The 21,164-nt window shown below is 66.1% G+C and carries 21 protein-coding genes and 6 tRNA genes; 23 read left to right on the top strand and 4 right to left on the bottom strand.

The features are described from left to right. Positions 1-35 precede the first annotated feature (35 nt). Together ACYJP6_RS14695 and ACYJP6_RS14690 are read left to right on the top strand one after the other, a co-directional pair. Complete coding sequence (locus ACYJP6_RS14695; protein ID WP_459475737.1) at positions 36-917, top strand: polyprenyl synthetase family protein; 882 nt, start codon at positions 36-38, stop codon at positions 915-917. 66 nt (positions 918-983) lie between these two features. Next, positions 984-1,208 carry a hypothetical protein gene (locus ACYJP6_RS14690; RefSeq protein ID WP_312731141.1) on the top strand — a complete coding sequence of 75 codons (225 nt, stop codon included), beginning with the start codon at positions 984-986 and terminating at the stop codon, positions 1,206-1,208. Between the two features lie 222 nt (positions 1,209-1,430). Here ACYJP6_RS14690 and pdeM read toward each other — a convergent pair whose 3' ends face one another. Further along, the gene (gene pdeM / locus ACYJP6_RS14685) at positions 1,431-2,090 is read right to left on the bottom strand and encodes a ligase-associated DNA damage response endonuclease PdeM (protein ID WP_459475736.1); all 660 of its coding nucleotides are present in this window, start codon (positions 2,088-2,090) and stop codon (positions 1,431-1,433) included. A 163-nt stretch (positions 2,091-2,253) separates the two neighbouring features. Here pdeM and ACYJP6_RS14680 point away from each other — a divergent pair, with 163 nt between their 5' ends. The 8 genes from ACYJP6_RS14680 to ACYJP6_RS14645 all read left to right on the top strand — a co-directional run bounded on the left by ACYJP6_RS14680 (position 2,254) and on the right by ACYJP6_RS14645 (position 11,632). Continuing rightward, positions 2,254-3,012 (top strand): serine O-acetyltransferase, encoded by a 759-nt coding sequence (locus ACYJP6_RS14680; protein ID WP_459475735.1) that lies wholly within the window; start codon positions 2,254-2,256, stop codon positions 3,010-3,012. After that, on the top strand, positions 3,009-3,899 hold the full coding sequence (locus ACYJP6_RS14675) for a VOC family protein (RefSeq protein WP_459475734.1): 891 nt from the start codon (positions 3,009-3,011) through the stop codon (positions 3,897-3,899). The genes ACYJP6_RS14680 and ACYJP6_RS14675 overlap by 4 nt, the downstream gene beginning before the upstream one ends. Before the next feature lie 431 nt (positions 3,900-4,330). Continuing rightward, on the top strand, positions 4,331-4,594 hold the full coding sequence (locus ACYJP6_RS14670; RefSeq protein WP_007162881.1) for a YeaC family protein: 264 nt from the start codon (positions 4,331-4,333) through the stop codon (positions 4,592-4,594). Positions 4,595-4,680: 86 nt separating this feature from the next. Beyond that, a complete protein-coding gene (locus ACYJP6_RS14665; protein WP_459475831.1) occupies positions 4,681-5,523 on the top strand; it encodes a DUF2797 domain-containing protein in 843 nt (280 codons plus the stop codon). Positions 5,524-5,534: 11 nt separating this feature from the next. Next, a complete protein-coding gene (pepN, locus tag ACYJP6_RS14660; RefSeq protein WP_459475733.1) occupies positions 5,535-8,174 on the top strand; it encodes an aminopeptidase N in 2,640 nt (879 codons plus the stop codon). A 744-nt stretch (positions 8,175-8,918) separates the two neighbouring features. Further along, a complete protein-coding gene (locus ACYJP6_RS14655) occupies positions 8,919-9,566 on the top strand; it encodes a hypothetical protein (protein WP_459475732.1) in 648 nt (215 codons plus the stop codon). 318 nt (positions 9,567-9,884) lie between these two features. Continuing rightward, on the top strand, positions 9,885-10,787 hold the full coding sequence (locus tag ACYJP6_RS14650) for a response regulator (RefSeq protein ID WP_459475730.1): 903 nt from the start codon (positions 9,885-9,887) through the stop codon (positions 10,785-10,787). 5 nt (positions 10,788-10,792) lie between these two features. After that, a complete protein-coding gene (locus tag ACYJP6_RS14645; RefSeq protein ID WP_459475729.1) occupies positions 10,793-11,632 on the top strand; it encodes a hypothetical protein in 840 nt (279 codons plus the stop codon). Here the strand turns inward: ACYJP6_RS14645 and ACYJP6_RS14640 are convergent. Continuing rightward, complete coding sequence (locus ACYJP6_RS14640) at positions 11,620-12,810, bottom strand: serine hydrolase domain-containing protein (protein ID WP_459475727.1); 1,191 nt, start codon at positions 12,808-12,810, stop codon at positions 11,620-11,622. The two genes, ACYJP6_RS14645 and ACYJP6_RS14640, sit on opposite strands and share 13 nt — an antisense overlap. A 58-nt stretch (positions 12,811-12,868) precedes the next feature. Between ACYJP6_RS14640 and def the strand changes: the two genes are divergently transcribed. Continuing rightward, positions 12,869-13,408 (top strand): peptide deformylase, encoded by a 540-nt coding sequence (gene def, locus ACYJP6_RS14635; RefSeq protein ID WP_459475725.1) that lies wholly within the window; start codon positions 12,869-12,871, stop codon positions 13,406-13,408. Here def and ACYJP6_RS14630 read toward each other — a convergent pair. After that, positions 13,405-14,043 (bottom strand): DsbA family oxidoreductase, encoded by a 639-nt coding sequence (locus ACYJP6_RS14630; RefSeq protein WP_459475724.1) that lies wholly within the window; start codon positions 14,041-14,043, stop codon positions 13,405-13,407. The genes def and ACYJP6_RS14630 overlap by 4 nt on opposite strands. Positions 14,044-14,306: 263 nt before the next feature. Here ACYJP6_RS14630 and ACYJP6_RS14625 point away from each other — a divergent pair, with 263 nt between their 5' ends. Continuing rightward, complete coding sequence (locus tag ACYJP6_RS14625; protein ID WP_459475723.1) at positions 14,307-15,245, top strand: bestrophin family protein; 939 nt, start codon at positions 14,307-14,309, stop codon at positions 15,243-15,245. Between the two features lie 48 nt (positions 15,246-15,293). On the opposite strand, the gene cprA is transcribed toward ACYJP6_RS14625, so the two are convergent. Next, positions 15,294-16,445, bottom strand: coding sequence for a cationic peptide resistance protein CprA (cprA, locus tag ACYJP6_RS14620; RefSeq protein WP_145005846.1), 1,152 nt, complete (start codon positions 16,443-16,445; stop codon positions 15,294-15,296). A gap of 139 nt (positions 16,446-16,584) precedes the next feature. Between cprA and ACYJP6_RS14615 the strand changes: the two genes are divergently transcribed. The 11 genes from ACYJP6_RS14615 (at position 16,585) to ACYJP6_RS14565 (ending at position 21,083) form a co-directional block, all read left to right on the top strand. Continuing rightward, positions 16,585-16,824, top strand: coding sequence for a DUF2789 domain-containing protein (locus ACYJP6_RS14615; protein WP_145005849.1), 240 nt, complete (start codon positions 16,585-16,587; stop codon positions 16,822-16,824). 61 nt (positions 16,825-16,885) lie between these two features. Beyond that, positions 16,886-17,017: a hypothetical protein gene (locus ACYJP6_RS14610; RefSeq protein ID WP_459475722.1), complete on the top strand. Its 132-nt coding sequence runs from the start codon at positions 16,886-16,888 to the stop codon at positions 17,015-17,017. Between the two features lie 187 nt (positions 17,018-17,204). Beyond that, positions 17,205-18,194, top strand: a complete 990-nt coding sequence (locus ACYJP6_RS14605) for a DctP family TRAP transporter solute-binding subunit (protein WP_459475720.1) — start codon at positions 17,205-17,207, stop codon at positions 18,192-18,194. A 72-nt stretch (positions 18,195-18,266) separates the two neighbouring features. After that, entirely contained in the window at positions 18,267-19,388 is a 1,122-nt protein-coding gene (locus ACYJP6_RS14600; protein WP_459475719.1) for a beta-ketoacyl-ACP synthase III, read from the top strand. Positions 19,389-19,459: 71 nt separating this feature from the next. Next, positions 19,460-20,338: a ParB/Srx family N-terminal domain-containing protein gene (locus ACYJP6_RS14595; RefSeq protein WP_459475718.1), complete on the top strand. Its 879-nt coding sequence runs from the start codon at positions 19,460-19,462 to the stop codon at positions 20,336-20,338. Positions 20,339-20,437: 99 nt separating this feature from the next. After that, positions 20,438-20,513: transfer RNA gene (locus ACYJP6_RS14590), tRNA-Ala, on the top strand. A 41-nt stretch (positions 20,514-20,554) separates the two neighbouring features. Next, positions 20,555-20,630, top strand: a tRNA-Glu gene (locus ACYJP6_RS14585). Between the two features lie 39 nt (positions 20,631-20,669). Then, positions 20,670-20,745: transfer RNA gene (locus tag ACYJP6_RS14580), tRNA-Ala, on the top strand. Between the two features lie 34 nt (positions 20,746-20,779). Further along, positions 20,780-20,855: transfer RNA gene (locus tag ACYJP6_RS14575), tRNA-Glu, on the top strand. Positions 20,856-20,897: 42 nt separating this feature from the next. Next, positions 20,898-20,973: transfer RNA gene (locus ACYJP6_RS14570), tRNA-Ala, on the top strand. 34 nt (positions 20,974-21,007) lie between these two features. Next, positions 21,008-21,083: transfer RNA gene (locus ACYJP6_RS14565), tRNA-Glu, on the top strand. Positions 21,084-21,164: the final 81 nt, after the last annotated feature.

Here is a 21,164-nt window from a genome sequence, read left to right as displayed (position 1 = left end):
CGTTCGTCGGTTCCTCATCTGGAGTATCTCGACTCATGGCGACCGTATTAGTGCCGAACGCGACAGACAATTTTGCCGCCACCCTGCAATGGCAGCGTACCCGCATCGACGAGCGTCTGGCACTACTGTTACCGGCCGGTGACGATCCGGTCGCCGAGGCCATCCGCAGTGGCGTCCTGGCACCCGGCAAGCGGCTGCGGCCACTGTTGATGATCCTCGCCGCGGAGGACCTGGGACAGCCCGACACGGCGGTGCTGGACCTGGGCTGCGCGGTGGAGATGGTCCATGCGGCGTCGCTGTTCCTCGACGACATGCCCTGCATGGACAACGCCCGCCTGAGACGCGGCCGCCCGACGCTCCATGTGCAGTTCGGCGAGGACGTCGCCATGCTGGCGGCCGTGGCCCTGCTCAGCCATGCCCTGCGCCTGGTCGCGGGTCTGGAAGGGGTACCGGCGGAGACCCGCACCCTCATGGTCTGCCAGCTCGCCGATGCGGTTGGCACCGCTGGACTGGTCTGTGGCCAGTACCATGACCTGCATGGCGGGCGGCAGTCGCGCCCGGCCGATGCCATCGCCCTGACCAACCAGCTCAAGACCGGTGCGCTGTTTTCCGCGGCGCTGAGCATGGCCGGCGCTACCCTGGTCACCACCGCGCAGCAGCGTGAGGCCTTCCACCTGTTCGCTTGCCAGCTGGGCCTGGCCTTCCAGTTGCTCGATGATCTCGATGACGGCAAGGGCCTGGGCAAGGACGCCGGCAAGGACGGTGACAAGTCCACCCTGGTCAGCCTGCTCGGCCGCGATCACGCCCAACGCCAGTTGCAGAGCCATTTGCAGCAGGCGCGCGACGCCCTGGCCGAGGCGGATTGTGCCGACGGTGCCTTGGCGGGCTTGCTCGATATCGTCTTTCGCCCCCGTTGAGGCGAATTCCCCGGCATCTCGCCGTCTAACCTTTCACCAGCCCTGTTCCGTGAGAGGAGCCTTGAGATGTCGAAGTGGAAAATCGCCTACAGCAACAGCGACGGTAATACCTCGGTGGTGTCCACCGAAGCCGAGCAGAAGCCTGACATGGAGCGCATTGCCCAGATCGTCCGCGACGATGCCCTGGAAGAATACGACGACAGCGAAGTCCCGCGGGATTACGACGAACCCACCGTGGCCCTGTTGGAGCGCCACGGCATCACCATCACCGGCATCACCGAAGAAGGCTGATCGCCCGCGGCATCTGGCGTTAGGCCTTGTTTGAAAGTAGCCAAGTGCAGGCCGGGCAAGGTCGAAATCGACGCGGAGGCGGATCGGACTCGCACTCGACCGGGCTCGCGCAAGAGCATACGAGCGGTAGATGAGCGTTCCGCCGAAGGCCGCCTTAGTAGGCTGGCATCTGAGTTGATTTTCAACGCCCGTGACCGAGCGCAGGCACCGTTCGGATAGGGGCTAGCGCAAAGGCCAGATGCCGCCATCTCCCACCACGAAGATCCGCCGCGCCGGATCCGGCGCCAGCAGATGCCCGCCGGTGAAGTCACCGAATGCCGGCAGGATCAACACCTCTTCATTCTCCAGGCAGAAGCAGGGCAGGCGCAGCGCCTGGCGTCCGCGACCCTGCAGGCGAAAGGCCGGATGGATATGGCCGGCCAGCACGGGCAGGTGCGGATGGGGGTCGGGCTCATGCTGCAGCGACAGGCCATCCAGCTCCAGGGGTTCGCCTACCACCTCGATACCCAGCGTCGCCGGCGGATCGCCCGCGCGTCTGTCGTGGTTGCCGCGGATCAGCAGCATCCGCAACCGCCAGTGGTGCTCGCGCCAGCGTTCCAGGGTGTCCAGGGTCAGGGGGGCGCGGGATTCCGGGGCGTGCAGGAAGTCGCCGAGGAAGATGATCTCGCGACAGTCGTAGCGCTCCAGCAACCCATCCAGCCGGGCGATGTTGCCCGCCGTGGTGCCATGGGGCACCGGCTGGCCCAACGCGCGGAAGGCCGCCGCCTTGCCGAAGTGGATGTCCGCCACCAATAGGGCCTGGCGCGCCGGCCAATAGATAGCCTTCTCCGCGAGCAGCCAGAGTTCGGTGTTGGCGAGGAGGAGCGGGTGATAGGCGGGCATGACGGTTCCGGCAATGGACTCCCATTCTGATGATGGCGGTCGCTCAGGGTTCAGCTGCGTTGCGTCTGGCGCAACACAGGCGCCGCGATTCTCTATTGGTCGGCGCCGGGACGCGCACCATACTCCCAGCCAAGTCACCCAGGACGAACCCGGAGCGGAGTCTATGACAGCACTGTGGACACGGCTGTACCAACAGGCACACGACCAGGCGGCGCGGACGCCGCGACTGGCCGCCTATCTCGCAGGCCGGGTTCTGCGACATGACTCCTTCGCCGCCGCCCTGGCCGATCGCCTGGCCCAGGGCCTGGCGCAACCCGCCGCCGGTGTCGAGTTGCAGGACTGGTTCGCCGAGCTGCTTGATGCGCAGGTCCTCAGCGCCGCGACCGCCGACCTCGAACGCCTGGCACGGATCAATCCGGCCTGCCCGGACGAACTCTGTGGCTTCCTCGAATTCCGCGGTTTCCTCGCCGTCCAGGTTCAGCGCCTGGCGCACCGCCTCTGGCTGGGCGACGAGCGCCACGCGGCGGTGCTGCTGCAGAACTGGAGCGCCACCGCCTGGGGGCTGGATCTGCATCCGGCAGCGCAACTGGGCCGAAGCCTGTTCGTCGATCACGGCCTGGGCCTGGTGATCGGCGAGACGGCCGTGGTGGAAGACGAGGTCAGCCTCTGGCACGGCGTTACCCTGGGCAGCACCCTCAACGAGAGCGGAGATCGCCATCCGAAGATTCGCCGGGGCGCCCTGATCTGCGCCGGGGCCACGGTGCTGGGCAATATCGAGGTGGGTGCCGGTGCCCTGGTGGCGGCCGGCGCCGTGGTGACCCGACCCGTGCCCCCGGGGCGCGTGGTGGGCGGCGTCCCGGCGCGTGACCTGGGGCCGGTCCCCGCGGCGCTGGGTGCGCTGCAAGAAACGGAGCAAAGATGATGGCATTGGCGCAACGACGCTTCGGTATCGATCATCCCCTGGTCAGCGTCCGCGACCATGCCACGGCCCTGGCCAACTATCGGCGCCTGGGCTTCGCCCCTTCGCCGGTCAGCTACCACCCCTGGGGCACCGTCACCAGCCTGATGATGTTTCCCAGCAACTTCATCGAAGTGATCGGCGTGGCCGATCCCGCCAAGTTCGGTACCGGCGCGGTGGACGGCTTCTGCTTTGGCCGGCGCCTGGGTGAGTTCCTCGGGCGGGAGGAGGGCGTCTCCCTGGTGGCGCTGCACAGCACCGCTTGCGACGGCGACCATGCCGAGCTGGTCGCCCGCGGCCTCGCCAGCCAGGGTCGCATCGATTTCCGCCGTGCCATGCGCCTGCCCGATGGCAGCCCCAGCGAAGCGGTGGTCTCCCTCGGACTCTTCCTCGATGACCAACTGCCGGACGTATCCAACTTCATCTGCCACCAGCACCGCCCGGAACTCATCTGGGTACCCGGCTGGCAGCAGCATCCCAACGGCGCCCTGGGCATCGACGCCCTGACCTACGTGGCCACCGACCCCGGGCGCCTGGCCGCCCGCTGGCGGTTGATCTACGGCGCTGAGGCGGTCGGCGAGGTCGATGGCGTGCTCCAGGCCGAAAGTGGCTGCGGCCTCCTGCGCGCCCTCACGCCCGAGCAGGCCGCCGCCGAGTACGGCGCGGTCGGCCTGCCGCAGGCGCGGGCTGAGCGGCCCCATGCCATCGCCATGCGCGTAGCGGTGGCCAGTCTGGCTCGGGTGCGCGAAGTGCTGAGCGCCAGTGGTATCGAAGGCAGGGAACAGAACGGCCGCCTGCAGGTGGCGCCTGAATACTGCGGCAACGTGATTCTCGAATTCGCCGAGCGTTGAGGTCGAGAAAGATTTTTGCGGCGATGACACTCCGACGAGGCGGCCGTTGCGATGCCGGAGGCGTGCTGGGTGATCGCGATCCTGCCGGCTCGGAGAAGAGGGACATCTGCTCGGATAGATCCCTTTCCCTTCGGGAGAGGGTTGGGGTGAGGACCTCCCATGCCCCGAAGTCCCCGGTTGAAAAGGCTGCGCCGTTTTCCATGCTACAGGTGGTCACCTGCGTAGGTTGGGTTGAGCGCAGCGAAGCCCAACAGACCTGGCTTGGCATCGTTACCGCTGGGCCTCGACGATGGAGCCGTCTCAACCCAACCTACCGTGGCCCGCTTTGGCAGCGAGCCGAAACACAACCTATGACCACCATTGAGCCACGCGAGGTGCACCGCCGCCGGTAGCCCGGTAAACTGGTACTTCCCTAGAGTCCGGAGCGACCCATGTCGACATCCTTCGCCCAGATGCTGGAAAACATCACCCCCGATATCTACGAAGGCCTCAAGCTGGCCGTGGAGATCGGCAAGTGGCCGGATGGCCGCAAGCTCAGTCGCGACCAGGTGGAGCTGTGCCTGCAGGCGGTGATCGCCTACGAGGCCAAGCACCTGCCCGAGGACCAGCGGACCGGCTACATGGGGCCTCAGGAATGCGCCTCCAAGTCGGTACCCATCGAGAACATCCTGTTCAAGTCCGACGCCATCCACTGAGCGTCCGCGCGTTACCCCGACGAGGTGCCCTTCGCCCAGCGAAGAGGCACCTCGCGCATTTTAAAGCATCGAGAAACATCACCGTGATGACCGAACTGGGCCGTGGCGCCCTGCGCAAGATGGCCGTGACCCTGGCCGACCCCGTCAACTACGCCTTTCGCCTCGACGACCGCGAGGTGCCGGTCAATCCGCTGATCGGGCGCCGCGTGCGGCTCGAATACCTGGGCGCCATCCACTGCACCCACTGCGGCCGCAAGACCCGCAAGAGCTTCAGCCAGGGCTACTGCTATCCCTGCTTCACCGCCCTGGCCCAGTGCGACAGCTGTATCGTCAGCCCGGAGAAGTGCCACTACGAACATGGCACCTGTCGCCAGCCGGAGTGGGGCGAGGCCCATTGCATGGTGCCCCACGTGGTCTACCTGGCCAATTCCTCGGGCCTCAAGGTGGGCATCACCCGCGCCACCCAGCTGCCCACTCGCTGGATCGACCAGGGCGCCTATCAGGCGCTGCCGATCCTTAGGGTCGCCACCCGCCAGCAGTCCGGCCTGGTGGAAGACCTGCTGCGCAGCCAGGTGGGCGACCGCACCAACTGGCGCGCCATGCTCAAGGGCGTCGCCGCGCCGGAGGACCTGGTGGCGGTGCGCGAGCGCATCTTCGATGCCTGTGCCCAGGGCCTCGATGACCTCCAGGGTCGCTTCGGCCTGCAGGCGATCCAGCCGGTGGTCGACATGGCGCCCATCGAGATTCATTATCCGGTGACGGTCTATCCCACCAAGGTGGTCAGCCAGGACCTGGAAAAGACCCCCGTGGTGGAAGGCACGCTGCTGGGCATCAAGGGTCAATACCTGATGTTCGACACCGGCGTGATCAACATTCGCAAGTACACGGCCTACCAGCTGGCCGTGTCCGCCTCCGCAGCAGAGATGTAAGGACGTAAGCCATGCGCACCGACCAGCCCCAGACCATCTACCTCAAGGACTACCAGGCGCCCGAGTACCTCATCGAGGAAACCCGGTTGAGATTCGAGCTGCACGACGACCAGACCCTGGTGCATGCCGAGTTGCGCCTGCAGCGCAACCCTGCGCGTGGCGCCGGCCTGCCGCCGCTGGTCCTGCACGGTGAGGAACTGGAGCTGCTGGCGGTGGCCCTGGACGACCAGGCGCTGGCGGCCGGTGACTACCAGGTCGAGGCGGGCAGCCTGACCGTGCATCCGCAGGGCGAAGCCTTCGTGCTCAGGACCTCGGTACGCATCCATCCGGAAACCAACACGGCCCTCGAAGGGCTGTACGTGTCCGGCAAGATGTTCTGCACCCAGTGCGAGGCCGAAGGCTTCCGCAAGATCACCTACTACCTGGACCGGCCGGACGTGATGAGCGTCTTCACCACCACGGTGGAGGCCGACAAGGCCAAGTACCCGATCCTGCTTTCCAACGGCAACCCGGTCGCCAGCGGCGAAGCCGAGGGCGGTCGCCATTGGGCCACCTGGGAAGATCCCTTCCCCAAGCCGGCCTACCTGTTCGCCCTGGTCGCCGGTGACCTCTGGTGCGTGGAAGACAGCTACCGTACCGGCAGCGGCCGCGACGTGGCCTTGCGCATCTATGTCGAGCCGGAGAACATCGGCAAGCTGCAGCACGCCATGGACAGCCTGAAGAAGTCCATGCGCTGGGACGAGGAGGTCTATGGCCGTGAGTACGATCTGGACATCTTCATGATCGTCGCGGTGAACGACTTCAACATGGGCGCCATGGAGAACAAGGGCCTCAACATCTTCAACTCCAGCGCCGTGCTGGCCAGCCCGCGCACCGCCACCGACGCCGCCCACCAGCGCGTCGAGGCCATCGTCGCCCACGAATACTTCCACAACTGGTCGGGCAACCGCGTGACCTGCCGCGACTGGTTCCAGCTGTCGCTCAAGGAAGGCTTCACCGTGTTCCGCGACGCCGGCTTCAGCTCGGACATGAACTCGCCGACGGTCAAGCGCATCGAGGACGTGGCCTTCCTGCGCACCAACCAGTTCGCCGAAGACGCCGGCCCCATGGCCCACCCGGTGCGCCCCGACCACTTCATCGAGATTTCCAACTTCTACACCCTGACGGTGTACGAGAAGGGCGCCGAGGTGGTGCGCATGCTGCACACCCTGCTGGGCCCGGACGGCTTCCGCAAGGGCACCGATCTCTACTTCGAGCGTCATGATGGCCAGGCGGTCACCTGCGACGACTTCGTCAAGGCCCTGGAAGACGCCAATGGCGCCGACTTCAGCCAGTTCAAGCGCTGGTACAGCCAATCCGGTACACCGCGCCTGGCGGTCAGCGACAGCTATGACGCCGCGGCCAAGACCTATAGCCTGACCTTCCGCCAGAGCTGCCCGCCCACCCCGGGCCAGCCGACCAAGGAACCCTTCGTCATCCCGGTCCAGCTGGGCCTGCTCGATGGCCAGGGTCGCGAGCTGCCGCTGCGCCTGGCAGGCGAGGGCGCTGCCCAGGGCACCGACCGGGTGCTGTCGGTTACCCAGGCCGAGCAGACCTTCACCTTCGTCGACGTGCCCGAGCGGCCGCTGCCTTCGCTGCTGCGCGGCTTCTCCGCGCCGGTCAAGCTCAGCTTCCCCTACAGCCGCGAGCAACTGACCTTCCTCATGCAGCATGACAGCGACGGCTTCAACCGCTGGGATGCCGGCCAGCAACTGGCCGTGCAGGTGCTGCAAGACATGATCGCCGGCCAGCCGCTGGATACCCGCCTGGTGGAAGCCCTACGCACCGTCGCCGCGGACGAGTCCCTGGATCCGGCCATGGTCGCCGAGATGCTCTCGCTGCCGGCCGAGGCCTACCTGGTGGAACTGGCCGAACAGGCCGACCCGAGTGCCATCCACGGCGCCCGCTGCCAGGCGCGCCGTGCCATCGCCGAGGCCCTGCGTGACGTGCTCTGGCAGCGCTATCGCCGTGCCCGCGAGGAATCCCGCGCCACGCCTTACCAGGCCAGCGCCGACCATATCGCCCGCCGCAGCCTGCAGAATGCTGCGCTCGGGTACCTGATGCTGTTGGAAGAGCCGGAAGCCCGCGACGCCGCCCTGGAGCAATTCGATAACGCCGACAACATGACCGAGCGCCTGGCCGCCCTAAGCGCTCTGGTCAACTCCGGCTTCGAGCAAGAGAAGGCCGACGTCCTGGCGCGCTTCTTCGAAGAGTTCAAGGCCGATCCGCTGGTGATGGACACCTGGCTCAGCGTCCAGGCCTCCAGCCCACTGCCGGGTGGCTTGGCACGGGTCCAGGCGCTGATGGAAAACCCGGTCTTCACCCTGAAGAACCCCAACAAGGTCCGGGCGCTGATCAGCGCCTTCGCCAACGCCAACCTGGTCAACTTCCATGCCGAGGACGGCAGCGGCTATCGCTTCCTGGCCGACCAGATCATCACCCTCAACCGCCTCAATCCGCAGATCGCCTCGCGCCTGCTCACGCCCCTGACCCGCTGGAAAAAGTACGACCCGGCGCGCCAGGCGCTGATGCGTGCCGAACTGGAACGGATCCTGGCCAGCGGCGAGCTGTCCAGCGACGTCTACGAGGTGGTGAGCAAGAGCCTGGCGTGAGGCCGCTTGAGACTGCCCCTTGTCGGACTTCGACGAGGGTGCCGTCTCAACCCAGCCTGCCGATGGCACCCGTAGGTTGGGCTGAGCACAGCGAAGCCCAACAGCCAACCGTCTGAAAGCCTCAGCGCAGTATGGAGCCCTCACCCCAACCCTCTCTCAGAGGGAGAGGGGGCATCAGCGCAGGTGGCTTTTACGTAGGTTGGGCTGAGCACAGAGAAGCCCAACAACCAAGCGCCCGGAAGCTTACTCGCAGTAAATAGCCCTCACCCCAACCCTCTCCCAGAGGGAGAGGGAGCTCCAGCGCAGGCGGCTTTTCGTAGGTTGGGCTGAGCACAGCGAAGCCCAACAGCCAACCGCCCGAAAGCCTCAGCACAGTATGGAGCCCTCACCCCAACCCTCTCCCAGAGGGAGAGGGGGTGTCAGCGCAGGCGGCTTTTACGTAGGTTGGGCTGAGCCTCGGCGAAGCCCAACACCCCAACTTGGCCACGCGGTTGCCGCCCAGAAGCCCTGCGGTCAACACGACTTACCTAGCGCCCGCCTTTCCAGGTGTCGTCCGGCCCAAACGGATACCCTGAAGGCGAAAACGCTGCTGCCGTCGCTGCGGCGGGTCGATCGGGAATTGCCCTTGCCGACCGCCTTGCCGGGCTGGTCGTCCGCTGGAATTCGCCGTTCGGCTGGCGGAGATGATTAAGCGGTCTTTTTGGATTCAAATCGACTTGCGGTAGTGGTCGATCCCGCTACGCCATGTCCACCTCGCCAGGTACCTGTCATGAACACCGCTATGCATCCTCGGCCAATGAACGGCAAGGCGTCCCTGCACACCGGGAGGGCGTGTTGATGGACCGGGCGCGGCTGATGGACTGGGGTTTCTTCCTTATCACCCTGTGCAACATCCTGCTGATCGCCCTGGTCATCTTCCTGCTCTGGCAGCGCTACTTCGCCGGCAACGCCACGGCGACGGGGGAGGGCGATACCGAGGACAAGGCACCGGAGGTGCCCGACTCAGCCAAGAGCCTGCTCGCCGATGCCCAGCAGCAGCTGCTGCCCATCGGTCAGGCCCTGAGTAACAGCCTGGATCTGGTCGAGGGGCTGGACGGGGTGGATGGTGAGAGTTACCCGGACTGGAAGAAGACCAACCAACCCTACATCGACGAGTTGCTGTCCCATCGCGAAGCCCTGGAGCTCAAGGTGGACAACATGGCGGCCAAGCTCGCCCGGGCGCACAAGGTGGTGGCCGGTCTGCACGTCCAGAATCGCGAACTGCGCGCCGCCGAGGCCCTCGCTCAGCGCCTGCAGGCGGACCTGACGCGGACCCAGACCACCCTGAGCCAGGTCCGCCAGGAGCGCGATGCGCTGATGGTGGAAGTCCAGCACGTGCGCAAGCCAGAGTGAACGTCGTGCGAGGCGAAGGCACTCTACTGTCAGCCTGCGCCTTCGCGCGCGGGACGATCGAAAAGCAGCGCTTTTCCCATCATCCTCCGTCAAGGTGCCTGCAGATCCCAAGGTAGAGCGTTTCGCCGCCTTCGAGTGCTCCGCGAACGCCCAAGGCGGGAGGTTGGCGCCCCACCCGTTCTTGAATGATGACCTGACATCGTTAAAAGATAGCCTTTTAGCGGTTAATGGCCCTGTGACATCGTCATTCCCGATGCAAGAGCGGCGCGCTGGCGTATGCTCGCCGCGGGAATAACGTTGCGACATCAAGGAAGGGCCATGAAGTTCCTCGTGGTAGACGACAGCCGGGCAGTCCAGACCATCATCAAGCGGATCCTGGTCAGTACCGGCTACAAGGACATCGAGTTGCGGGTGGCGTCCACGGGCGAAGAAGCCATGGCGCTGCTGGAGAGCTGGACGCCCAACCTGGTACTGACCGACTGGCACATGCCCGGGATGACCGGCCTTGAGTTGCTCCAGGCGATCCGCCAAAGTGCCGGTGGCGACATCCACGTGGGTTTCGTCACCACCGAGTCTTCGGCGCGTAACGTCGAGGAAGCCTATCGCAATGGCGCGGCCTTCGTCGTGACCAAGCCCTTCACCCAGGAAACGCTGCAGCAGGCGGTGCTCACCGTGTTGCAGGACGGTGCCAGCGCCGAACAGGCCATCGAATCCTCCGGGCGCGAGAGCCTGCCGATCCCGACGCGCTTCCGGCCCGATCCGCAGGTCATCCAGCGGCTGCTGGGGCTGTCTTCCATCGTCTGCCATATCGAGCCCATGGCGCCGATCCCGGTGGATCGCCTGGCCTTGCCCTATGTGATCGGCATCTATGGCCCGCCACAGAGCCGGGCGCTGGAGGCCGTGTGCCTGCTGGATCTCAATGCCGCCTGCATCCTCGGTGGCTCGCTGGCCGGCTTTTCACCGGCGGCCATCCACGCCGCCATCGCCAGCGCGACCCTGAGCCGGGAGATCTACGAGAACGCGGCGGCCTTCCTGGCCGATCTCAGCGGCATGATCGCCACCGGCATGGGTGGGCAACCGCTGGTGCTCAGCACCAGCCATCTCGTGCAGAAACCCTTCGAAAAACTCTATAGCCTGTGGCGGCAGAACAATGGACGCGCGGATTTCAGTCTGTCCTTTCCCGGCCTCGGCGACGGCTTCATCGCCTTCCTGCTGAGCTAGGCGGCATGACGGATTCCCGGTTCATCGAGTGGGGTTTCCTGTTGGTCACCCTGGCCAACGTCCTGCTCATCGGGCTGGTGCTGATCCTGCTCTGGCGCCGGCTCTTCCCGCAGGCTGACGAGGCTGGCGCGGATGCCGCGGATGCCGGCGCCACGCAGGGAGCGGCGAGCCCGGCGCAGGCAGCAGCGGGGCTGATCGCAGACGTCCAGCGGCAGGCGGTACTGCCGCTGGAGCGGGCCATGAGCGACAGCCTCGAACTGGTGGGCAGGCTCGACGACGTCGATGGCGCGGCCTACCCGGACTGGAAAAAGACCCATCAGCCGCAGATCGACGAGCTGCTGTCCCACCGTGAAGACCTGGAGTTCAAGCTCGACGACCTCAAGTCCAAGCTGGATCGGGCGCACAAGCTGGTCACCAATCTGCACGGGCAGAATCGCGAGTTGCGCGGCGCCGAAGCCAAGTTGCAGCGCCTGAGTCTCGAACACGATCGCCTGCAGGCGAGCCTGGTGGAAACGCGGCGGGAGCGCGATGACCTCGGTGCGACGGTGGCACGCCTGGAAGAGGAGCTGGGGCGCCTCCGGCAGCCGCCGCTCGGTCCGGCAGCCACCGCGCCGGTCGGCGCGGACGACCCCCTGCAGCAGGAGCTGGAAACCCTGCGCGAGCGTCTCGAGGAAGAGCAGGCGAAGTTGTCGCGCACCCTGGTGGAAAAGGAATTCATCGAGCAGGTGTTCATCGATACCGACGCCGTCACCGATGACTACCAGGCCCTGCAGCGCGAGCATGCCGACCTGCAGGAGCAGCTGCGCGCCCTGCAGACCCGCTTGGCCAGCGGTCAGTCCCTGTAGAGGGCGTCACGGATGGCGTCGGGGAAGGGGCCCGTCATGCCGGCGATGGCGGTATTGGTCAGGATCACCACGCTCAGTTCGCGGGCGGGATCGATGAACCAGGCATTGCCGTAGACGCCGCCCCATTGCAGGGTGCCAACGCTTTGCGGGGTATTCGCCCGCCGTGGATCGCGCAGCACCCCCGCCCCCAGGCTGAAGCCCCAGCCGGGCGCATCCTCGCGTTGCAGGTGCGGGATCTGGTCCTCCATGAACAGCCGCTGCTGGGCCGGCGACAGCAATTTGCCCTGGCGCAGCGCTTCGAGGAAGGTCAGGTAGTCGCTGGCGCTGCCCTGCATGCCCCCGCCGCCAGACGGAAAGGCGCTGGCCGCCAGGGCCCGCGCGGGCGAGTAGAGGATGCCGCCGGTGGGCATGGGCAACAGGTAGGGTTCGCTCATCGGCTCGGGGCGTGGATAGCCGTCGCGATAGGCGGTGGCCAGGCGCGTCGCGTCGGCGACGTGGAAGCTCAGGTCCCGCAGCGCCAGCGGCGCAGACACCTCGCGCTGGACCACCGCCGGCAGTGGCAGGCCGGTGGCGGCAGCGAGGACACCCCCCATGACATCCAGCCCCAGGGAATAGCGCCAGGCGCTGCCCGGGGCGAAGTCCAGCGGTACCCCGGCCAGGCGGCGCAGATTCTCCTCCAGGGTCTGGGGGGCGCCATCCAGGCCGTCGGACACCCCGGCGCGATGATAGGGGCCCTGCTCGGTCTCGCCGAAGCCATAGTGCAGGCCGGCGGTATGGCTCAGCAGCTGGGCCAGGGTCGGCGCGGCCGGGGTGCCGTCGGCCAGCCGGGGGGTGAAGTAGGGCAGGTAGCGGCTGACCGGGGCCTGCAGGTCCAGCTGGCCCTGGTCGGCCAGGCGCAAGGCGGTGACGGCGACCAGCGGCTTGGTCAGGGAGGCGAAGCGGAACAGCTGGTCTTCCTGCATGGTCCGGCCGGCTTCACGGTCGGCGAAGCCCGCGGCACGGTGATAGACCACCCGACCCTGGCGGGCGACCATCACCACGGTGCCGACGATCCGCTGCTGGGCGATGGCGCGCGCCAGGATCGGATCCAGGCGGGCGGCGAGCCGGGCATCCTCGGCCTGGGCGAGGGGCGTGCTCAGGCCGAGGCCGAGCGCACTGGCGAGCAGTAGGGAAGACATCTGGTTTAAGCTCCTGGCGAACGCCGGCGGCTTGGCCGGCCAAGGGAGGAATCCTCGCATGATTCGTGACATTTTGAAGATGGGTGATCCGCGGTTGCTCCGGCTGGCGCCGCCGGTGGCCGCCGAGCGCTTCGGCTCGGCCGAGCTGCAGGAACTGATCCAGGACATGTTCGAGACCATGGCCGCGGCGGGTGGCGTGGGCCTGGCTGCCCCGCAGATCGGCGAGGATCTGCAGCTCATGGTGTTCGGCTTCGAGCGCAATGCCCGCTATCCGGACGCGCCCCCGGTACCGCTGCAGGTGTTGATCAACCCGCGCATCGAGGTGCTGGATGCCACCGAGGAACTGGGCTGGGAAGGTTGCCTGTCCATCCCGGGGCTACGCGGCGAGGTACCGCGCCCGCGACGGATCCGCTACCAGGGCATGGATGGCGACGGCCGGCTGGTGCAGGAAGAGGCCGCAGGCTTCCATGCCCGGGTGGTGCTGCACGAATACGATCATCTGATCGGCCGGCTCTATCCGTCGCGGATCCAGGACTTCGCGCGGTTCGGCTTCACCGAGGTGCTCTTCCCCGAGCTGACGCCAGCGGCGCAACGCTAGGCGTCGGCTGCATCCAGCTGGGCACGGACCGCTGCCGCCAACTGGGCGAAGGGCAGGGCACCGTCCAGCACCTGGGCGTCTTCGATGGGGGCTCGCGCGGACCTGAGCAACAGCGCCGGGACGGCGGTGATGCCGAGGGCCTCGGCGCGGTCCTCGGCGTGCAGCACCACCTCGGTGTGATCGCCCCGGATGAGGCTGGCACGCAGCGCCTCGCCATCGAGCCCGGTGCGCCGCGCCAGGTCCAGCAGGACCTCCTGCTCACCGATGTCGCGACCTTCTTCGAAGAAGGTCTGGAAGACCGCCATGTGAAAGGCGTCGAAGCGATCGTGCTCGCGGGCGAATTCCGCTGCCTCCAGCGCCAGGCGACTGCGCGGCTGCACCGGCGGCAACCGCAGCGTCATGCCGTATTCGGCCGCCAGGGGGTAGACGGCCCGGTCCCAGGTCCGGCGCAGATAGTCGCCGGCGGGATCGAGGGTAGGCGTGGGATAGGGGCGCAGCTCGAAGGCATGCCACTCGATGGCGAGACGTTCGCCGAATTCCTCCTGCAGCCGCGCCAGCTGGGGCAGTGCCAGGTAGCAGAAGGGACAGACGTAATCGCTCCAGACATCCAGACGAACGCGCGGGGTGGCGGTCATGGCAGTGCTCCGGAAGGGCGTGGTGAGCGTCGGACCGCCGCGCGGCGCGGATGTTCGCCACGTGGGGTCGAGATCGCTGGCGGTGGACCGCGTGGCGGCTAGCCCGGGTCTCATGACCTTTTCACATTCGGAAACCGAATAGTCGTTGGCCAGTTGTCAGGATTGCGCGGCGATCCGCGTTCCAGAGGCCTGCCGTGAACCTGTCCGGACCCACGGGGTTCGTATGCCTGCACCTTTTCTATCACGCGCTAAGGACTATCACCGTGGGTTTTTTTCACCGCATCCTGACATTCCTTCGGCAGACCTTTACCTACGTCGGTTGGTCGGTCTTCTGGTTGCTGCTGTGGGACATCGCCGTCACCGCCGACTACATGCTCCTGGTCGAGAAACGGGCCGAGCTGCCCAACATACCGCTGACCCTGATCGGCTCGGCGCTGATCGTGCTCACCAGCTTCCGCAACACCAGTGCCTACCAGCGCTGGTGGGAAGCGCGCACCCTCTGGGGCGGCATGGTCAACAGCTCGCGCAGCTTCGCCCGCCAGGCGCTGACCCTGATCGACGATGGCGACGAGCATTTCAACGCCATCAAGACGGTGCTCATCGAGCGCCACCTGGCCTATGTCCGCTGCCTGGCCTGCCAGCTCAGCGGCGATCCGCTGCCCAAGGAGGTCCGCACCTACCTGGGCAAGGAGGAATGGGCGATGCGCAAGGAGACCAACAACTTCGCCAACGCCATCCTCAGCGGCTCTTCCAGCCTCATCGCCCTGGAATATCGGGCGGGCCGGCTGGACAGCATCCGCTTGGAGCGTCTGGAAGCCACCTTCGTCGACATGTCCAACTGGCAGGGCGGCATGGAGCGGATCGCCAATACCCCCTTGCCCTATCCCTATGTGAATTTCCCGCGGTTGTTCATCTTCCTGTTCTGCGTGCTGATGCCCATCGGCCTGGTGGAAAGCCTGCAGTGGTACACGCCGCTGGCCTCCACGGTGGTGGGCTTCATCTTCCTGGCGATGGAAAAGGTCGGCACCGACCTGCAGAACCCCTTCCAGCGCAGCCGGCACCAGATCACCATGGGTACCATCTGCAACACCATCGAGGGCAACCTGCGCACCATGCTGCGCGATGCCCGCGGGGGCTATGCCTCGGTCAGCGAAATCGTCCGCGATTCGCGGTCGAACTCGCCGGAACGGGATGCCGTCTGAGCCCTCGTCGGTCGCCGCTGGCGGGTGCCAGCGGCCGCTGGGAATGCCCTACTTGAAGTCCCACTGCATCTGCGCGGGGATGCTGATGTCCCGCGAGGAGTGCACGCAGACATCCAGGTAGTCGGTGAAGCGCGGCGGGGCGGCGATACCTTCTTCCAGCAGGCGCTGGTTGTCGAACAGGTAGTTCAGGTCGGCGAAGCCGCCGTACAACTTCAGGGCGCGCAGCACCAGGCGCGGGTTGGCCGGGCCGATGCGCTCGTTGAAATCCGCGGCCAGTTCCTTGAGGTCGGCACTGGCCACCTGGCGATAGCGCTCGCCCACCGGGGCATCGCCCATGGCGCCGGCGTAGGCCTCATCGATCTCTCCGAAGGTGCAGGCGCCCGCATGGCCGGCGGAGATGTGGTACAGGCTGTGGCTCAGGGCCGGCTTGAGCGCCAGCTCGACCAGGGCCTCGGCGCAGTAGTCCACCGGGATGACGTCGATCTGTTCGTCGAGCCCGCAGGTGAAACGCTCCAGGGCGAAGCCCATGCGGAACACCCAGAAGATGCTGCCCGAGGCCTTGCAGCCGGAGCGGCGATGGCCCACCACGATGGAGGGGCGCGCGACCACCAGCGGCAGCAGCGGCAATTCGTTGCGCAGCTTCAGCTCGATGGCCGCCTTGGAGGCGGTGTAGTCCACCAGTTGCTGTTCCGGCTCCGGGAAGTCCCAGGTCTCGGCCACCGGCGACTGGCGCTGCGGGCCGCAGGCCATGGCGGTGCTGACGTGCAGGAAGCGCTTCAGCCGACGCGACTGGGCGCAGGCCTGGGCGAGGGCGAAGGTGCCTTCGACGTTCACCGGCCAGATCTTCGGGTTGCGCGAGAAGGACGCCACCGCGGCGCAGTTGATCACCTCGTCCAGCGCCTGCAGCTGGGGTTTGGCCGCCTCTATCCAATGGGTGTCCAGCAGGTCGCCGCAGAGGATCTGCTCGGGCTGCAGCATCGCGGCCAGGCGTTCGTCGACATCGTGCACCCGCAGGTTCTGCAGCAGGCGTTCCAGGCCTTCCGCCTGGGAGGCGGCGCGGACGAGGAACCTCAGCCCTTCGACGTGACCCAGCTCCAGCAGGCGCAGGGTGACGGCGCCGCCGAGAAAGCCGGTGGCGCCGGTGACGAGGATGCGGCGCGGGGCGGGGTTGAACTGTATGGAGGAGACGGGGAGCGACATGGCGGTGGCCCTGAGTGGGGGGAAACGTGGGTGCACCTTAAGCAAAGAGGATGAAGGATCCCTTAAGGCAGGGAACCCGTTGCGGTCGGCGCCTTTCTAGATGATCACCGCTAGCGAAAGACACTTCCAGGAGACCGACATGGAACTTCCCGTTCACGATCTGACGACGCTTTTCGAACAACTGGGGCTGGATTCGGATCCGGCCAGCATCGATGCCTTCATCGACAGCCACTCGCCGCTGCCGGATGACGTGAAGGTGTCGGAGGCCGACTTCTGGTCGCCGTCGCAGAAGGCCTTCCTGAAGGGCGAAATCATGGAAGACGCCGACTGGGCACCGATCGTCGACGAGCTGAACGTCCGTCTGCATCGGCATGACTAACCTCTAGGCCGGTCTCGATCTGGCCACCCAGTCATCCCTCCGCACCACCAGGAGAATCGCCATGAATGCCATCCACGCCCAGCAAGCGCCGCAGGATCCGCCAGTCGCCGACGACGAAGACGAGGTCAGCGAAGAACAGCTCGACGAGTCCGTCGAGGAGACCTTCCCGGCCAGCGATCCGATCTCGCCCTGATGCTTTATTGGCGCCGTTTCGACGGCGCTGTTGCTACCCCTGATCCTGCTTTCTTGCACATTCGTCGTCCGAAATCCCTCCCTTGATCAGCCTTCCGGCGGTCGCCTGCTAAGGTGATGGCGTCGCACACGCATCGCGACCTGGATCGCGCAGGCGGTCCGACGGACAGTTCATCGCAGGGAATTCCATGATCAAGACCTTCTTCGCCAGCCTCGCCGGCGCGCTGCTGGCGCTGGCAGCGCCGCTCGCCCAGGCCGACCCCATCGTCATCAAGTTCGCCCATGTGGTGACGGACGACACCCCCAAGGGCCGGGGAGCCTTGCAGTTCCAGCGACTGGTAGAGGAGCGCCTGGCGGGCAAGGTCAAGGTCGAGGTCTATCCCAGCTCCAGCCTGGTGGGCGATGCCAACGAATTGGAGGCCCTGCGCACCAACCAGGTCCAGCTGCTGGCGCCCTCGGTGTCCAAGCTCAACGCCCTGTCCAAGCCGCTGCGGGTCTACGACCTGCCCTATGTGTTCGACAGCATCGAGGCGGTCAAGCGCTTCCAGCGTCGCGACAAGAGCCGTGAACTCCTGGGCAGCCTGGTCACCCATGGCATCACCGGGCTCGGCTACTGGAACAACGGCGGCCGCCAGCTCTCCGCCACGCGGGACGTGCACAGCCCGGCCGATCTCAAGGGCCTGACCTTCCGCGTGGAGTCATCCGATGTCCTCGCCGCCTACTATCAACAGCTCGGCGCCCAGGCGGTGAAGTTGCCCTTCGCCGAGGTCTACGACGCCTTGCGGAGCGGCAAGGTGCAGGGGGCGGAGAATCCCTGGTCCAACCTGCTGGGGCAGAAGATCAATACCGTGCAGCCCTATATCGTCGAGGACAACCACAGTTTCCTGACCTACATGCTCATCACCAATACCGCCTTCTGGAACGGGCTGCCGTTCCAGATCCGTGGCGAGCTGGAGGCCATTCTCGACGAGGTGACCCAGTCGGTGAACCGCGACGCCGAGGCCATCAATGCCAAGGCCCGCGAGCGCGTCGTGGCGGCCAATACCAGCAAGATCCTGGTGCCGACGCCGGCCGAGCGCGAGGTCTGGCGCGCCGCGGTGGCCCCCCTGATCAAGAGATACGAGAGCGAGGTGGGCAGCGACGTCCTGCGCGCGGCCGAGGCGGCCAATCGCCGCTGAGATTGCACGGGCGTCCACCCCGGATTTGCGGCAAACTGGCACGGCGTCATCCTGACAACAAGAGGAATAGCCGTGCAGCACGCGGTCATCAGCGGTAGTGGGCTGTATACGCCGCCCGAAAGCATTTCCAACGACGAACTGGTTGCGTCCTTCAACCAGTGGGCGGGCCAGTGGAACGCCGAGCATGCCGAGGCCATCGCCCAGGGCAGCCTGGCACCCCAGCCGGAATCCAGCGCGGCCTTCATCGAGAAGGCCTCGGGCATCCGCAGCCGCCACGTGGTCGACAAGGCCGGCATCCTCGATCCGGCGCGCATGGTCCCGCACATCCCCGAGCGCGCCAACGACGAGCCCTCCATCCTCTGCGAGATGAGCGTCGCCGCGGCCCGTGAAGCGCTGCAACGCGCCGGCCGTACCGCCGCCGACATCGATGGCGTCATCGTCGCCTGTTCCAACCTGCAACGGCCTTATCCTGCGGTCGCCATCGAAGTCCAGGCCGCCCTCGGCATCCAGGGCTATGGGTTCGACATGAACGTCGCCTGTTCCTCGGCGACCTTCGGCCTGCAGACCGCCGCCAACGCCGTGCAACTGGGCCAGGCCCGCGCGGTGCTGGTGATAGACCCGGAAATCTGCACCGGCCACCTGAACTTCCGCGACCGTGACAGCCACTTCATCTTCGGTGACGCCGCTACCGCCCTGGTGGTGGAGCGCGCCGACCAGGCGACCTCGGCCCATCGCTTCGAGATCCTCGGGACCCGGCTGTTCACCCAGTTCTCCAACAACATCCGCAACAACTTCGGCTTCCTCAACCGGGCGGCGGAGGAGGGCATGAGCAACCCGGACAAGCTGTTCGTCCAGGAAGGTCGCAAGGTGTTCAAGGAGGTCTGCCCGCTGGTGGCCGAGCTGATCGCCGAGCACCTGACCGCACTGGATATCCCCGTCGAGCGCGTGTCGCGCTTCTGGCTGCACCAGGCGAACCTGGCGATGAACCAGCTCATCGTCAAACGCCTGCTGGGACGCGAGCCCGAGCCCGACCAAGCCCCGGTGATCCTCGATACCTACGGCAACACCAGCTCGGCCGGCTCGGTGATCGCCCTGCACCTGCACCACCAGGACCTGGCCAGTGGCAGCCTGGGCGTGCTCAGCTCCTTCGGCGCGGGCTACTCCATCGGCAGCGTGGTGCTGCGCAAGGTCTGATCGACGGCAGGAGTCTTCCCGGGACGACCGTTGTCGGACCTGGGAAGACATCAGCGAAAGAGGGAGGCCACGTGCAGCCAGGAAGCCTGCTCAGGGTACAGCTGCGTCAGCTGCGCCCGACCCAGCCCGCGATCGGCCACGACCAGGTGCTCTACAAGCTTGGCAAGTACGCCTGCGACCGGCGCAAGCTGTTCGACGACTATTGCGAAGCCAATGGCCAGCACCTCAGCGCCGGGATCCAGCCGGGCACCAGCCTACGCTCGGCCGGTGACACCCTGGGCGTCCAGCCGCCCGGGACCTGCCCGGACGAAATGAAGACGGTGGTCATCGGGCCGGGGCAGCAACTCTACCTGACCGACGGGCACCACACCTTTTCCGCCTTCTGGGAGCACCCCGGCGGTGGTCCCGAGACCTCGGTCTGGGTCAGGGTTACCGATGACCTCAGTGCCTGCGCGAGCATGGCCGATTTCTGGATTCGCCTGCTTGACCAGCGCAAGGCCTGGCTCAAGGATCCCCAGGGCCGGCCCATCCTGCCCGAGCAGCTCCCGGCGTCCCTGGGGCTCGCGGCCATGGCGGATGACCCCTATCGCGCCCTGGTTTATTTCACCCGCCAGATCGGCTACGACAAGCCGCGCACACCGGACGGGCGGGTGCTGCCCTCGGAATTCCTCGAGTTCTACTGGGCGGAGTGGCTACGCATGCTGCTGCCGCTGCAGGGCTACGATTTCGATGACCGCAAGAGCTACGCCAAGGCGGTGGAGCAGGCGGCCCGCCTGATGGTCGCCAACCCTGGCATGGTGATCGGCAGTTCGGGACGCACAGCTTTGGAAATGGGCGCCTTCAAGGCACTGGACAAGAAGGTGCTACGCAAGCTCTCGTCCAGCGAGGGCAAGTTCACCTACCTGCTGGCTGCGCGTGCCCAGCGTCTGGCGCTGTCCCGGGCGATTTGATCCGAGCAGGGTATAAGTGTCTGTTACTAGCAGCTTTTTTGCTTTTTGGTGTTGACAGGGGAAGCGTGGCCTCTTAACATGCGCCCCGTCCTGACCGACGGGGCTATAGCTCAGCTGGGAGAGCGCTTGCATGGCATGCAAGAGGTCGACGGTTCGATCCCGTCTAGCTCCACCAATTTTCGGTTTCGCCTGCGGGGGAAATCGGTAGAAGGTTTCGTCCCCTTCGTCTAGTGGCCTAGGACACCGCCCTTTCACGGCGGTAACAGGGGTTCGAGTCCCCTAGGGGACGCCATATCAGTCACGTATCCCAGGCGTGGCGAACGTTGTACGCGGGGCTATAGCTCAGCTGGGAGAGCGCTTGCATGGCATGCAAGAGGTCGACGGTTCGATCCCGTCTAGCTCCACCAAATTCGCGGTCCGCAAGGGTCGCAACAGGGTAACGTCCCCTTCGTCTAGTGGCCTAGGACACCGCCCTTTCACGGCGGTAACAGGGGTTCGAGTCCCCTAGGGGACGCCATTTATCGGTCACGTATCCCAGGCGTGGCACGATGCTGTACTTGGGGCTATAGCTCAGCTGGGAGAGCGCTTGCATGGCATGCAAGAGGTCGACGGTTCGATCCCGTCTAGCTCCACCAATTTCGCGGTCCGCAAGGGTCGCACCCGGGTAACGTCCCCTTCGTCTAGTGGCCTAGGACACCGCCCTTTCACGGCGGTAACAGGGGTTCGAGTCCCCTAGGGGACGCCATATCGAAGAAAACCGCCTCACGGCGGTTTTTTTTCGTCTGCACCAAAGCCATTCGCCAGGGTCTGTGCTCAGATGCCGCTT

The sequence above is a fragment of the Pseudomonas sp. No.117 genome (assembly GCF_054558395.1).
Note: the sequence above shows the minus strand (reverse complement) of the source record. Positions and strands in the feature narration are given on the sequence as shown.

Excerpts from the sequence above, each read along its gene's own strand:
- ACYJP6_RS14680 (WP_459475735.1), top strand. The coding sequence starts at position 2,254 with ATGACAGCACTGTGGACACGGCTGTACCAACAGGCACACGACCAGGCG.
- ACYJP6_RS14675 (WP_459475734.1), top strand. The coding sequence starts at position 3,009 with ATGATGGCATTGGCGCAACGACGCTTCGGTATCGATCATCCCCTGGTC.
- def (WP_459475725.1), top strand. The coding sequence starts at position 12,869 with ATGATTCGTGACATTTTGAAGATGGGTGATCCGCGGTTGCTCCGGCTG.
- ACYJP6_RS14650 (WP_459475730.1), top strand. The coding sequence starts at position 9,885 with ATGAAGTTCCTCGTGGTAGACGACAGCCGGGCAGTCCAGACCATCATC.
- ACYJP6_RS14645 (WP_459475729.1), top strand. The coding sequence starts at position 10,793 with ATGACGGATTCCCGGTTCATCGAGTGGGGTTTCCTGTTGGTCACCCTG.
- pdeM (WP_459475736.1), bottom strand. The coding sequence starts at position 2,090 with ATGCCCGCCTATCACCCGCTCCTCCTCGCCAACACCGAACTCTGGCTG.
- ACYJP6_RS14615 (WP_145005849.1), top strand. The coding sequence starts at position 16,585 with ATGGAACTTCCCGTTCACGATCTGACGACGCTTTTCGAACAACTGGGG.
- ACYJP6_RS14655 (WP_459475732.1), top strand. The coding sequence starts at position 8,919 with ATGTCCACCTCGCCAGGTACCTGTCATGAACACCGCTATGCATCCTCG.
- ACYJP6_RS14690 (WP_312731141.1), top strand. The coding sequence starts at position 984 with ATGTCGAAGTGGAAAATCGCCTACAGCAACAGCGACGGTAATACCTCG.
- cprA (WP_145005846.1), bottom strand. The coding sequence starts at position 16,445 with ATGTCGCTCCCCGTCTCCTCCATACAGTTCAACCCCGCCCCGCGCCGC.
- ACYJP6_RS14610 (WP_459475722.1), top strand. The coding sequence starts at position 16,886 with ATGAATGCCATCCACGCCCAGCAAGCGCCGCAGGATCCGCCAGTCGCC.
- ACYJP6_RS14630 (WP_459475724.1), bottom strand. The coding sequence starts at position 14,043 with ATGACCGCCACCCCGCGCGTTCGTCTGGATGTCTGGAGCGATTACGTC.
- ACYJP6_RS14605 (WP_459475720.1), top strand. The coding sequence starts at position 17,205 with ATGATCAAGACCTTCTTCGCCAGCCTCGCCGGCGCGCTGCTGGCGCTG.
- ACYJP6_RS14665 (WP_459475831.1), top strand. The coding sequence starts at position 4,681 with ATGACCGAACTGGGCCGTGGCGCCCTGCGCAAGATGGCCGTGACCCTG.
- ACYJP6_RS14695 (WP_459475737.1), top strand. The coding sequence starts at position 36 with ATGGCGACCGTATTAGTGCCGAACGCGACAGACAATTTTGCCGCCACC.
- ACYJP6_RS14670 (WP_007162881.1), top strand. The coding sequence starts at position 4,331 with ATGTCGACATCCTTCGCCCAGATGCTGGAAAACATCACCCCCGATATC.
- ACYJP6_RS14640 (WP_459475727.1), bottom strand. The coding sequence starts at position 12,810 with ATGTCTTCCCTACTGCTCGCCAGTGCGCTCGGCCTCGGCCTGAGCACG.
- pepN (WP_459475733.1), top strand. The coding sequence starts at position 5,535 with ATGCGCACCGACCAGCCCCAGACCATCTACCTCAAGGACTACCAGGCG.